This window comes from Gardnerella sp. KA00127 (assembly GCF_049244125.1).
Lineage (GTDB): Bacteria > Actinomycetota > Actinomycetes > Actinomycetales > Bifidobacteriaceae > Bifidobacterium > Bifidobacterium swidsinskii.
The window spans coordinates 70,325-84,265 of sequence record NZ_CP058377.1 but is presented as its reverse complement, the minus strand read 5'-3'; the positions used below and the strand labels follow the sequence as shown (position 1 = coordinate 84,265).

Here is a 13,941-nt window from a genome sequence, read left to right as displayed (position 1 = left end):
CTAAATAAACAAACATATCTTAAACAGCTATTTTTTCGTTTTATCACATACTTTGCAACCTAATATAAGTCTATTTATGCAGATCTATTTTCACGCATCAATTTTTATAAGTAATATACGAATTTTATTAGAGATACAAACATTAGAGATACAAAAATGCTGCTTGTTCTACTTTTCTTGTAGAACAAGCAGCATATACATTATTTTTTACAGACTTAATCTAATACAAATCTAAATCAGTCTGAATCAGATGAAGAACCAAGGCTTGGACGTGTAACTAATGTAATCGCTTTGCCCTTCTCAACCTTGCTTCCTGCTTCCTCAGACATGCTCATGACTATATCGTCATCTTTTGCCATTGAATCAGATACTACTCTCAAACCTTTTGCTTCAAGTATTTTCTTCGCCTGTTTGAAGGTAACAGTACCAAGATCTATACTAGGAACTTCAACTTTCGAAGCACCTTGAGAAACATACACAGTAATAGAGCTGTGTGGTTTAACAGAGGAACCAGACGACGGATTTAGTCGAGTTACAGAACCTTCAGGCACATTATCTGAATCTTCCTTAACTACATCCGTAGTAAAACCAAAATTCTCTAATTGGCTAACCACAATGTCTTTGCTTTGACCAACAAGACCGTCAGGAATTTTAGTTAAACCGGATGCAATATATAAAGTAATTAACGTACCCTTATCAGCAAACGAATCTGCGTCAGGATCTGTGCGAGTTACATGATCTTTCTTAATATCTGCACTATCTTCTACTCGAACATTAGCAATCTTAAACCCAGCACGCTCAAGCATTTTACGAGCAGCTTCTTGCGTTTTACCACTTACATCTGGCACGCGAGTTGATTGTGGTCCAACCGAGAACCATACAGTCACCTTGGATCCAGAAGCAACATGCTCACCTCCACGCGGTGATTGCTTAGTAAAAGTTCCCTCAGGTTGAGAAGAATGATCATCTTCACGAATATCTGGAACCAAACCAAGTGCACGCAACTTTTCACGAGCAGCATCCTGCGTTGTTGTCTCCATAAATGTTGGAACTACAACATCTCCAGTAGCACGACTTCGATTGAGCATAAACAGCACACCCAGAAGAACTAATACTGTTACTAATACTCCAACTATAGATCCGATTACTACTCGTTTACGACGTTGCGCTTGCATTGTTGCTCTTTGTGACGCGCGCGTGCTAGGAGAAAATGCAATATTTGCAGATTCAACTTGACCAGTAATAGGATTAAACGATTGAGTTGCAGCACCATCTGTCATGCCCATAGCCATAGTTGCAGCATCCTGTTCAGCCTGCTTACGCGCCTTCATATTAGCTAAATCAGTCAATGGATTAAACGCTGCTGCAACAGGCACTCCGCCGTTCATAAACGCTAGAATGTCATTCTTAAACTCTGATGCTGTGGCATATCTATTTTGTCTATCTTTTGCCATTGCTTTAGCACAAATCTTGTCCCACATAGCAGGCATGCCTGGAACAAGTGTGCTAAGAGGTGTCGCCACTTCTGAAACATGCTGATATGCGATGGCAACAGCTGAATCTCCAATAAAAGGAGGACGTCCAGTTAGCATTTCATACAGCACACACCCTGCAGAATACAAATCAGAGCGCATATCTACTTGTTCACCACGAGCCTGCTCTGGAGACAAATATTGTGCTGTTCCAACAACACCTTGAGACTGTGTCATAGTTGTTGCAGAATCGTCAAGAGCACGAGCAATGCCGAAGTCCATTACCTTCACCATGCCCTGCTCGGAAATCATAATATTTCCAGGCTTAATATCGCGGTGAATAATACCCATTCTGTGTGAGTACTCTAAAGCATTGAGCACGCCAAGCATAACTTGTTCAGCGTCTCTCTGACTTAAAGCTCCATTCATTTTTAGAATATCGCGTAATGTTTTACCTTTAATGTATTCCATTACAAGATACGGTAAACGCTCTTCTAAGCCATTTTCTGCTATAACAGATTCTTCTCCAGAATCATAAATATTCACAATATTAGGATTGTTCATCTGCGCAATGGCATGCGCTTCCCTGCGGAATCGCGAAAGGAAAATCTCATCGTTCGCTAAATCAGAACGCATGATTTTCACAGCAACTGTACGACCTAAGCGCTTATCAACAGCAACACGCACTTCCGCCATGCCGCCGCGGCCAATAAGCTCCCCTAATTCGTATCGACCATTCGCTAATAAGGTGGGCATTGTGGTATTCATTGCTGCTCCTTGCGATCATTGGTATTAAAAATATTAATAATATTTACTTGGTTTTGCGGCATACTTTTAATACATCTTCGTTGTCGCAAATTTGTAGAAAGTACTCCTGTTGTATTGTTGAAGGCTGTTTCTTGATCTAGCAGTCTGCGCTCAATACGAGATAATACTTTCGACACAACTAATGCATCTTTTGGACGATCTTTTGGATTCTTTGCAAGCATAGACATAATAAACTGTTGTAATTGCAAATCAACATTTTCTGGCAAAGGTGGTACAGGATCATTAACATGTGCAGCAGCAATATCTACCGGCGTTGCTCCAGTAAATGGACGATGTCCGCACAAACCTTCATATGCCACAACACCTAACGAATAAATATCAGATTGTGCAGTAGCTTGTTCACCTTGTGCTTGTTCTGGAGAAATATATTGAGCTGTTCCAACTACCATGCCATCTTGAGTGATCTGTTCTTGGTCACTGGAATATGACACACCAAAATCTGTGATTTTCACATTGCCAGTATCAGAAACCATAATATTTGCAGGTTTTACATCGCGATGAATTACGCCATGAGAATGAGCTACAAAAAGTCCTCGAGCTGTTTGGATAAGAATAGGAAGTAACTTGGTAGGATCAATTATTTTTTCTTTATGATACAAATCTGCCAATGATTTACTTGGCACATATTCCATAATTAGGAATCCAATACCATCGTGCTCATAATAGTCAAATAATGCTGCAATATTAGGATGCGCTAAATTTGCTGAATTATGCGCTTCAGCACGAAGACGACGTAATTTTGCTTCAACGTTTACGGTATCTGTACGTAACGCCTTAATGGCAACAATTCGCCCAAGTTGAATATCAAAGCCTTTCCAAACTTCTCCCATACCGCCTTGAGCAAGGCGGCGATCAAGTCTATAACGATGATGAACTAACTGTCCTTCAACGAGTTTCATTGTTTAAGCGCCTCCTCCATCACTTGTCGCATAATAGGTCCTGCCGCGTAACTACCAAATGTACTTGTGTTATGTACTATAACCGCTATAGCTATTCTAGGATTTTCAGCAGGAGCAAATCCAATAACCCAACCATTAGCAGCTTGATTATACATTCCAATCTGTGCAGTACCTGTTTTAGCCGCAACATGAATATTAGGTAAAGCAAGATTAGGATTTTCTTTTGTAACAACAGCCTGCATCATAGAAGTTAATTTAGATGCACTGTCACTACTCATTACTTGGTTCATAACGGTTGGTCTAGTTTGTGACAATACTGACAAATCGCTAGATCTTACACAATCAACAAGAGTAGGCTTCATCAATGTTCCATTATTTGCAATAGCTGCCGCAATCATAGCGTTTTGCAAAGGTGTAACCTTTGCATCACCTTGACCTATTGATTCCAGAGCTAGTCTATCTGGAGTTGGCTTAATAGAAAAAGTAGATTTCACGGATCGTATTGGGAATCCAGTAGAATCAGAACCATCAATAGGCAGCGAATCGAAGAATCCAAACTTTCTTGCCTGCTTTACAATTACGTCAGATCCTAAAGAATTACCCAATTGAGCAAAAGCAGTATTAGACGAATATGCTAAAGCATCCTCAAAAGATATTTTTCCATCAACGCCATTCGCTTGGTAAGTGACATTTGTAAGAGACGTCTTGGTTCCAGGCAAAACATAGCTCGCACCAGCAGGTATTTTCGTATCAGGCTTGTATTTTCCAGATTCTAATGCTGCTGCTGCAACAACAGTTTTGAACGTAGAGCCAGGAGCATAAAGCTCAGAAACAGCACGATTCAGCATAGGATTTGACACATCTGATGTTATTCTCTCATACGATTTATTTACTTCATTAATATTGTGAAGAGCAAGATCATTCGGATCATAACTTGGAGTGCTTACCATGGCGCGAATTCTTCCGGTTTTTGGCTCAATTGCAACTAAAGCTGCGTCTTTGCCTTTAAGAAGATTGTAAGCAAGATTTTGCAAACGTGAATCAATTGATGTTTCTATAGAAGCTCCGCGATTAGTTGCTCCAGTAAATAATGAACGGAATCTTTGCCAGAACAGAGCATCTGATTCTCCACTTAATAAACTATTACGAGAAGCTTCAATTCCTCTATCTGCACGCTGGCTAATAGAAAAATATCCAGTAACTGGAGCATATACTAATCCGTTAGAATACTGACGTTGATACACAAAAGCATCTTTAGATGGTTCAGATTTCACTATAACTGTGCCATCTGATGTAAGTATTGCTCCACGTGGAGCTCCAAACTCATGGTATAAAGCTCTGCGATTTCGAGGATCAGAATTTAGAGCATTCGCTTTAATAGAAGTAATAATTGTACTTGAAATACCAAGTATTACAAAAAGTACCAATACTGCAGTAAAAAGTTCTCTAAGACTTTTATTCATTGTTATCACCTCTTTCTGAAGAGGAAATAACAGCAGAAGCATCTATATTATTTTCATAATCTGTATTGTTATATTCACTATTATTTGTATTCGTATTAGCTCGCTCTTGCAATTCACGCTCGCGCAACGCTGCTAAGGCAGCGTATTGGAAAGTATCTGAAACAGGAGCAGGTTCAGGTTTATTTGCAGCGTGAGAAATAACAATAAGCAAAGATGCAAGCAAATAATTTGCTACTAAAGAAGAACCTCCAGCTGCCATATACGGCAAAGTTAAACCGGTTAATGGAATAACCAAAGTAATTCCACCAACAACAGTAAACACTTGGAAAGCCATAGTAAAAACAAGCCCTGAAGCTAATAATTTTCCAAAGCCATCTTTAATTTTCATTGCAGTAATCATTCCGGATGCAATAATAATTAAATACAAAACCAATACGGCTAGAAGCCCAGTAAGACCAAGCTCTTCACCAACAGAAGCATAAATAAAATCAGAATTAGCTAGCGGTGTTATAGAAGGATGACCTTGTCCTAAACCTGTTCCAGTTGTTCCTCCAGCAGCCAAACCAAACAATCCAGATACAATTTGCGCTGAGCCACCAGGGAAACGATTATAAACCGCATTATCAAATGGATGAAGCCACGAATCCACACGATATTGCACATGTGCGAATAACTTTACTGCCATCAAGCATCCAGCTACAAAAGCAATACCCCCAACAGCAATCCATCCTCTTCGACCTGTTGCCACATACAACATTGACACAAACATTGCGAAGAACATCAATGACGTTCCAAGATCATGCTGGATAACAAGCACACCCATTGATGCTGCCCATACTAAAGCAATAGGTCCCATGTCTTGTAATCGAGGAAGGTGAACTCCCAAAACCTTATTTCCACCTACAGCAAGTCGATCACGATGATTAAACAGGTACGCAGCAAAGAAGAATGACAGGAAAAGCTTAGCAAACTCTCCTGGTTGCACTGTGTGATCTCCAAAACCTATCCAAATTCTCGCTCCACCAATTTCTTTACCTAATCCAGGAACCATAGGTGAAAGCAAAAGAATCAAGCCTATAACCATATTCACATAAGAAAAACGCCTTAAAATGCGATAATCTTTCAAAAGAATAACGAAAATAATTGATAATACTAATGCTGCACAAATCCACACCATTTGTTTTATTGCAACATTTGTATTATTTTGCCTATCGATTCTAGCTATAAGAACTGTTCCAATTGCAGTTAAAAGCATAATACAAGGTAAAATAGCTTGACTTGCATATGGCTGTTTAACAAGAAGAACACCCCAAAATACGAAAAACAGTGCCATAACGAGAATCAACATTGCTGCATAATTAGCAGAAATATAACCGTCAATACGGAAAAACATCTGTAAAAATGCCATGCCAGAAAGCAATGTTGCAAAAAGCAACAATGCTATCTGTCTGATACGCGTAGCAATCATATTCATGAGGTTTTACCCCCTTGCTTCGCGTTATCTTTATTTTTATTTATTTTATTTTCTAATTTCTTTTGATTCTGTTCATTAAGTTTTTCTTGTTCTCGCGCACGCATTTCTCGACGAATTAACGAAGCATGACCACGAGCCTCAACTAAGCTGCCAAAACTAATACCTTCTTTTAATTGATCCTGCCAAGATTTATCTAGTTTATTAACAGGGATGTCAGTAGATTCCACTTTGTGAGATAATGCAATACCAAAAATATTTGTTGGCACTCCTTGATAAATAACAACTTTGTTACTGTCTTTTCCAATATAATATTGCGTTTGAGTCCACGCATATACTCCGTAACCTACTCCAGAAATAACAAATAATACTAGTAATATTCCCAAAGATATGCCTATGCGAGTCCATCTACGCCTCAATGAATGAGCACGATGTGCCTCATCCTGCTCATGTTTAACAGCACGAGCAACATCTGGATCATGAGGATCTGTTGAAACTTTACCATTCTTTTTTTTGACTATAGGGATCTCATTAGTGTCAGGTGTATGTAATTCTCCAACTTCTTCACGAATGTGTGAAGGTTGCACAATTCTTGTAATAGATATTGTTCCTTCATCTGGATTTTTAGAATTATCATCATCTTGAGCTAGCGCGGCTGCTCTTTGAGCTGGTGAATTCTTATCTTCGCGCAATGCCGGTGCTGAAGCTACTGCTTTATTTACGATATCTGCAATTGACTCGAGATCCTTACTTGCAGCTCCTCCAATAAGTGGAGTTTGATGCGGAAGATCAAATGCATCAGCATCAAGTGCAAGCGTTGCATCTGCAATAACGGCTGTAACATTATCTGTACTACCAGCACGAAGTGCCATAGATACTAATTTTTGAGCGCATTCTTCTTGATTAGAAATACTACTCATCACATCTTGAATAGTTGAATCTTCAAGAACTCCACACAATCCATCAGAGCAAAGAAGCCAACGATCAGAAGGATGAGCTGAACGCAAAGCAATATCAGGACGAGGATCTATATCAAAATCACCTAGTACTCGCATAACAACATTTCGTTGAGGATGATTTCGCGCTTCTTCAGGCGTAATATGACCTGTATCAATCAAATGCTGAACATAACTATGATCAGTAGTCATGCGCATAAGATGATTATCTCTTAGTAGATACGCTCTAGAATCACCTAAATGAGCCAGAACCCAGTATCCTCTTACAAGAGTTACTGCAGTAACTGTCGTTCCCATTCCAGCAAGACGGCGCTCACGCTTAGCTTTACCAACAATCGCATCATGAGCAGCCATAATCGATGTTTCCATCATTGAAGAAACAGTTTTAACATCATGCGGTCTTGAATCTTGTTCAATATGTGCAAGAGAACGAATCGCTATAGTAGAAGCTGTATCTCCTCCAGCATGACCACCCATTCCGTCGCAAATTGCAGCTAAATGTTCACCAGCAAATGCAGAATCTTGATTATTACTACGAACAGTTCCAACATCACTGACAGCCGTAGCATACATAAAAAGTATTTTTTCTACAGAATTTGCGCGATTTTCTTTAATATCATTTTTATCTGTTATAGATGATATTTTTTCTATTTGCCCAGTAACTGCGGTCTGAATTTCTTCTTCGTTATTTGAATTGATTTGTTTCATTTGTTACCTCAATTCAAACATTGTTGCGCCGATTCGCACAGAAGTACGCGGAGCTAATATAACAGGCTCAGTAACACGATTATGACCAATCATGGTTCCATTTGTGCTGCCTAAATCTTCAAGAACCCAAGAATTAACTGATTGATTAAAATAAACACGAGCATGGTGTGAAGATACAAATTCATCATTTAATACGACTGTATTAGAAGCAGCACGACCAAGAGTCACACCAGCAGCGTTCAATGGGAATGAAGATCCTGCCAAAGGTCCATCAATAACAACTAACAAAGTTGGAGAACCGGATGTATTTTCTTGATTTTCTGCTTTGGCAAATACTGGCGTCTCACGCACTTGCATAACTTGTGAAAACTTTGCTTCACGAGAATTACGACGAGAACTTTTCTTCCAAAAACGAGATTTTTTAGGACTAAATACTTCAATATCGCAGCGAAGCGAACGGATAGCGCACCATACAAAAATCCAAAGTAAGACTAAAAAGCCATACTTAAGTATTGCAAACGTTAATTCAGTAAACATCATGCGCGTTATCGTCTCCTAGCTCGGAAATACTTATTACTCCTGGTCTTGAGACGATGCCCAATAAAGAATACGCGTACGACCAATAGTAATAGTGTTGCCATCAACCAATGTTGCTGCAGGAACCTGATGACCTTCTACATATGTACCATTCGTAGATCCAAGATCACGAGCAATAACACCGTCAGGAGTTATATCAATACCAAGATGATGACGAGAAATACCTGGATCATCTATTACAATATCGCAACCAGACCCACGTCCTAAAATAGTACGATCCTTTGTAAGCAAGTACTGGTTACCATTAATTTCAAGCATCGGGTGATTCTGCGATTGATCCTCAGTAGTAACAGGAACAGCATTACCCTGAACAGATTCAGATGTCAAATGGAAATTACCTTTAGTTAATTCCAAATCCTCTTCAAAAATAACAACTACAGGTCCTACGAAAGCATAATGCTGACTCTTAGCATATTGAGTAAGATTATCTGCAAGCTCATTAGCTAATGCTTCACTACCCCATTGTTCAATATGATCAAAATCAGGCGTACTCAGCTTAAAACGGTACTCATTTGGAGCAACTGTGTGATCTCTGCCAATAGGCATGGCTTCAGCGTCAATTTCACGTTCCAAAGCACTCGAAAAATCGACTGGCTGCAAATCTTTGGAGCCGAATTTTGCGAAGACGCTGTTCATTGCACCTTCCACGCTCTTCTCAAATCGGTCAAACACGCTCATGGTAAACCCTTTCTATCTGTTCATCATAGTACTCGTCACCGGGTACGGTGTTCAACTACCACACGCTTTTCTTCTAATATATTTTCTTTTTTATACATATTATTTCGTACTCTCCAACGTGCATTTACATCATTGTGCGTGTAATCTTAACAAGTATGATGCAGAAAAATAACAGTAATCACAGCGGATTATCGGTTTTCACTAGAAATTCCGCTACTATTTTTACACTATTACTCGCAGTTGTTATTCCGTTCTTAGGAAAAGCACTATTAGTTACGAGTAAAGAGCGCACTTATGAATCATCCATAGTCTCCTGGTTCCACAAGAGTGTTCCCTCTGTAATTCTCAGTATTTCAAAAATATTAGCTTTAGTTTTTTCAACTAAGGGTTGCATAGCAATACTCGTTTTATTAGCAGTTCTTTCATTATTTGTAAATAAAAATTGGAAGATGACAATAATTCAACTTTTAATTTCGCTTCTTCCTATGATTTACATTTTTGCAGTTAAATTTGCTGTAAATCGTCCGCGTCCCCACATTGGTTTGAATATTAAATTACCAACTGATCCAAGTTTCCCAAGTGGACACACTTCAGCAGCTGTAGCAGTTTGCGTTATGGCAATGTTGATTCTTTACATCAATAAACCATCATCAATTCAATTTGGATTACTTTTTAGCGCAATTCTTGTTGTTATAGTTGCTGTTTCACGTATTATTGTCGCTGCTCATTTCCCTACGGATGTATTAGCTGCAGCAATTATATATCCACTACTTTCTGTTACAATTTTGCGCTCGTTCCAGCGACATAATTTATATATTGACAACAGAAATAATGACAAATCTACTTACGAAGAACAAATATTAGATTTTAACTCACAATCTAATATTCAATAATATATAAAAGGAAGAAAATACTAATGATAAAAGGATTTAAAAAATTTATTTTACGAGGCAGCGTAATCGACATGGCTGTCGGTGTTGTTATGGGTAGTGCAGTAACTGCAGTAGTAACAACGATAGTTAATTATATTATTAATCCTCTTATTGCAATGATTTGTGGAAAGCCAGAACTTAATGGTGTTCTAACTATTAGTATGAATGGTGCAACAATTTCTTTTGGCGCAGTAATTGGAGCATTATTGAATTTCCTTATTGTTGCTACAGCAGTTTATTTCTGCATTGTTTTACCTATTAATAAATTGCGTGAAATTGGTGCAGATTTGTTGCAAATTGAACATGAAAAAACTGAAGAAGAAAAAAGAAAAGAGCGTGAAGAAAAAACTATTCAACTGTTACAAGATATTCGTGACGAACTAGTAAAACGTTAATTTCTTATTTTTCTTATAAAAAATTCCCACTGCTTCGTAGTAAACAGTGGGAATTTTATTCTCCAAAGCTAAATTATTCACACTATCAGTCGTCACCTAAAGTAATGTGAATTCCTCCAACTAATGAACCAACAACGTTATATAGAAGAGCAATTATTGCAGATAATACGGTTATTATAATTATTTCTACAATTGAAAAAATAGTCACAGTACTTAATACTGTTGGGAGTGAGAACACATCTGCAAGATTAAAACCGTTACTATCCAAACCAGTAGAAGAAACAATCTGCGTTACTTGATCAAATACACCAATCATATTCAAGAACAACCACACTAAACCTGCAGCAATAACTTGAATAATTCCTCCTGCAACGCTTAAAAGGAATGTTACTTTTGCTACAGACCATGCATCTACTCTTACTAAAGAAAGACTCATACGACGAGCACGCGGAACACGTCCTGATTTTGTTGCATTTGATTTATTGGAAATAGATGAAGCAGCACCACCAATTGTACGACGATACGTATTGGAACTACCACTAACACGTCCAGAAGATGATGAATTTTTAACAATATTTCCTAAAGAAGAATTACCAGATATTTCATCAAAATTATTTTCTTCACTTGAATAATTAACTTCCTTAGAAGGAACCATTTTTTCTGCAGATAATTCTGTGTCATTAGACAAAAATCTTGCAGATTCCTCATTCATATTCATCGGATTTTGCGATGGCTCAAAATTTTCGCTCATCTCAGTGTTCCTTCTCTTATTAATTTGCCTATAATCAGTGTCATTATACCAATGAGAGTACCAATAAAAACAGACTAGAACAGTTTTTATTAGTACTCTCAAATTTTTGTGGAATAGTATTAATAATATTATTCCACATAAGAAGTTTCTTAAGCTTCCTCATTTTCTGAAGTAGCTTCTTTTTCTTCTAATTGATTTTCTTCGTCATCCGTTTCTTCATTACGGGCAATAGAAATAATTTCATCGCCTTTATCCGGCTTAGCTAAGGTTACGCCTTGAGTTGTTCTACCAGTGCGCTTCACTTCATTAATGTCAGAACGAATTACCTTACCGGACTTCATAATTGCCATTACTTGATCTGTTTCTTCAACAATCAAAGCTCCAACTAATGAACCACGACCCTCTGCAAGTTGAACAGCTTTAACACCGTAGCCGTTTCTTCCTTGCAAACGATACTCTTCAATAGCAGTTCGCTTAGCAAAACCTTCATTAGTAACAACAAGAAGATCTTTACTAGTTTCTGCCGCAACAACGTCCATATCGAGTAATTCGTCACCTTCACGGAATCTCATACCCTGAACGCCGGCAGTCTGACGACCCATTGGTCGAAGTTGTTCATCATCTGCTCTAAACTTCAAACTCATTCCAAGCTTAGAAACAAGAATAATGTCATCTTCTGAATTGCACAAAGCTGCACCAATAAGCTCGTCGACAGGTTCACCTGTTTCTTCATTTGCCATCAAACGTACAGCAATCAAACCGCCTTGACGTGGAGAATCATACTCTTGCAATGCAGTTTTCTTAACTTTCCCGGAACGAGTTGCCAATACCAAGTATTTAGCAACATCATAATTTGGAATTGATAACACTGCTTGAATTGTTTCTCCAGGAGTAAATTGCAACAAATTAGCAACATGCTGACCTTTAGAATCGCGAGATCCTTCTGGAAGTTCGTAGGCTTTCAGACGATAAACTCGACCACGATTAGTAAAGAAGAGCAACCAATTGTGTGTAGAAGTTAAGAAGAAGTGATCAACTACATCATCTTCACGAAGCTTTGCACCCTTAATGCCTTTACCACCGCGGTGTTGAGCACGATACTCGTCTGCCTTAGTACGCTTAATATAACCTGCGCGAGTTACTGTTACAACAACGTTTTCTTCAGCAATAAGATCTTCAACATTCATTTCACCAGAGAATGGAAGAATCTTAGTTCTGCGATCATCACCATATTTTGCAACAATTTCATCAAGTTCATCGCCAACAATTTTGCGCTGACGTTCTGGGCTTGCCAAAATATCGTTGTAATCAGCAATTTTAATCATCAAATCTTCATGCTCGTCGAGAATCTTCTGACGTTCCAAAGCTGCAAGTCTACGAAGTTGCATTGCAAGAATGGCATCCGCTTGAACTTCATCAACATCAAGCAAATTCATTAAACCAGTACGAGCAGTTTCAACATCTTTAGATGAACGAATTAAAGCCACAACTTCATCAATCATATCCAAAGCTTTCAAATAGCCTTGCAAAATATGATCTCGCTCTTCAGCTTCACGCTTTAAGTAACGTGTACGCCTATCAATTACTTCAAGCTGATGAGTTACCCAATGACGAATAAACGCATCCAAACTCAAAGTTCTAGGAACGCCATCAACCAAAGCAAGCATATTTGCGCCGAAAGTTTGCTGCAATTGCGAATGCTTATACAAATTATTTAAAACAACTTTTGGAACAGCATCACGCTTAAGAACAAGAACCAAACGCTGACCAGTACGACCAGACGTTTCGTCGCGCATATCTGCAATACCTTGAATTTTGCCATCTCGTACAGCTTCACGAATAGAAGCAGCTAAGCGATCAGGATTAACTTGGTATGGAAGCTCGGTAACAACCAAGCACATGCGTCCCTTAATTTCCTCAGTATTAACTACTGCTCGCATTGTAATTAAGCCGCGACCTGTGCGGTACGCTTGCTCAATTCCCTTGTGACCTAAGATTGTTGCTCCAGTAGGGAAATCAGGTCCTTTAATTCGCTGAATTAAAGCTTCAAGAAGTTCTTCTTTGCTTGCATCAGGATGATCCAACGCCCAGTGCACACCATCAGCCACTTCACGCATATTATGAGGTGGAATATTGGTTGCCATACCAACAGCAATACCAGCAGAACCATTAACTAAAAGATTCGGGAAACGAGCTGGCAAAACCGTAGGCTCTTGAGTTTTACCATCATAATTTGGCAGGAAATCAACGGTATCTTTATCGATATCTCGTACCATTTCCATAGCCAACGGTGCCATACGGCATTCCGTATAACGCATTGCTGCTGCAGGATCATCACCAGGAGAACCAAAGTTTCCTTGACCATCAACAAGCATATAGCGCATTGACCAAGACTGAGCCATACGCACTAAAGTGTCATAGATAGCAGAATCACCATGAGGGTGATACTTACCCATAACATCACCGACAACGCGAGAACACTTGTTATATCCGCGATCAGGCCTGTATCCTCCATCATACATTGCATAAATAACACGACGGTGAACAGGTTTTAAACCATCACGAACATCTGGTAAAGCACGCTCAACAATAACAGATAATGCGTAAGCTAAATAAGATTCGCGCATTTCCTGCTGCAAATCCATGTTCTTTACGCGAGCACCCTTCATTAAGCCATAATCAGTATTATCTGCTTCCTGAGGGCTCTGTGGTTCCATAGAACCATCTGGAAGCTGATCTCGCTCAGCATCATCACGAGCGGAATTTATTTCGTCTACCACTTCAATTCCTT

At 38.9% G+C, this 13,941-nt stretch carries 11 protein-coding genes; 2 read left to right on the top strand and 9 right to left on the bottom strand.

Annotation, left to right across the window (positions count from 1 at the left end; translation table 11 throughout):
* Nucleotides 1-236: 236 nt before the first annotated feature.
* Genes pknB through HXT48_RS00305 form a run of 7 tightly spaced genes read right to left on the bottom strand, consistent with a single transcriptional unit; the run spans nucleotide 237 to nucleotide 9,072 of the window.
* Nucleotides 237-2,240: a Stk1 family PASTA domain-containing Ser/Thr kinase gene (gene pknB / locus HXT48_RS00335; protein WP_012913692.1), complete on the bottom strand. Its 2,004-nt coding sequence runs from the start codon at nucleotides 2,238-2,240 to the stop codon at nucleotides 237-239.
* Nucleotides 2,237-3,199, bottom strand: a complete 963-nt coding sequence (locus HXT48_RS00330) for a serine/threonine-protein kinase (protein ID WP_004109538.1) — start codon at nucleotides 3,197-3,199, stop codon at nucleotides 2,237-2,239. The genes pknB and HXT48_RS00330 overlap by 4 nt, the downstream gene beginning before the upstream one ends.
* Nucleotides 3,196-4,662 (bottom strand): peptidoglycan D,D-transpeptidase FtsI family protein, encoded by a 1,467-nt coding sequence (locus tag HXT48_RS00325; RefSeq protein WP_004109541.1) that lies wholly within the window; start codon nucleotides 4,660-4,662, stop codon nucleotides 3,196-3,198. The genes HXT48_RS00330 and HXT48_RS00325 overlap by 4 nt, the downstream gene beginning before the upstream one ends.
* Complete coding sequence (locus HXT48_RS00320; RefSeq protein ID WP_004109544.1) at nucleotides 4,655-6,136, bottom strand: FtsW/RodA/SpoVE family cell cycle protein; 1,482 nt, start codon at nucleotides 6,134-6,136, stop codon at nucleotides 4,655-4,657. Before HXT48_RS00320 ends, HXT48_RS00325 begins: the two co-directional genes overlap by 8 nt.
* Nucleotides 6,133-7,797: a protein phosphatase 2C domain-containing protein gene (locus HXT48_RS00315; protein WP_004109546.1), complete on the bottom strand. Its 1,665-nt coding sequence runs from the start codon at nucleotides 7,795-7,797 to the stop codon at nucleotides 6,133-6,135. Before HXT48_RS00315 ends, HXT48_RS00320 begins: the two co-directional genes overlap by 4 nt.
* Nucleotides 7,798-7,800: 3 nt before the next feature.
* The gene (locus HXT48_RS00310) at nucleotides 7,801-8,337 is read right to left on the bottom strand and encodes an FHA domain-containing protein FhaB/FipA (RefSeq protein WP_004109549.1); all 537 of its coding nucleotides are present in this window, start codon (nucleotides 8,335-8,337) and stop codon (nucleotides 7,801-7,803) included.
* 33 nt (nucleotides 8,338-8,370) lie between these two features.
* Nucleotides 8,371-9,072: an FhaA domain-containing protein gene (locus HXT48_RS00305; protein WP_012913694.1), complete on the bottom strand. Its 702-nt coding sequence runs from the start codon at nucleotides 9,070-9,072 to the stop codon at nucleotides 8,371-8,373.
* A 155-nt stretch (nucleotides 9,073-9,227) separates the two neighbouring features.
* On the opposite strand from HXT48_RS00305, the gene HXT48_RS00300 reads away from it, so the two are divergent.
* Both HXT48_RS00300 and mscL read left to right on the top strand, forming a co-directional pair.
* Complete coding sequence (locus tag HXT48_RS00300; protein WP_004109555.1) at nucleotides 9,228-9,965, top strand: phosphatase PAP2 family protein; 738 nt, start codon at nucleotides 9,228-9,230, stop codon at nucleotides 9,963-9,965.
* A 23-nt stretch (nucleotides 9,966-9,988) separates the two neighbouring features.
* Nucleotides 9,989-10,399, top strand: a complete 411-nt coding sequence (gene mscL, locus HXT48_RS00295; RefSeq protein WP_004106097.1) for a large conductance mechanosensitive channel protein MscL — start codon at nucleotides 9,989-9,991, stop codon at nucleotides 10,397-10,399.
* Nucleotides 10,400-10,484: 85 nt separating this feature from the next.
* Here the strand turns inward: mscL and HXT48_RS00290 are convergent, their stop codons facing one another.
* Both HXT48_RS00290 and gyrA read right to left on the bottom strand, forming a co-directional pair.
* Entirely contained in the window at nucleotides 10,485-11,054 is a 570-nt protein-coding gene (locus HXT48_RS00290; RefSeq protein WP_369827461.1) for a DUF3566 domain-containing protein, read from the bottom strand.
* 245 nt (nucleotides 11,055-11,299) lie between these two features.
* Nucleotides 11,300-13,930 (bottom strand): DNA gyrase subunit A, encoded by a 2,631-nt coding sequence (gene gyrA, locus HXT48_RS00285; RefSeq protein ID WP_012913696.1) that lies wholly within the window; start codon nucleotides 13,928-13,930, stop codon nucleotides 11,300-11,302.
* Nucleotides 13,931-13,941: the final 11 nt, after the last annotated feature.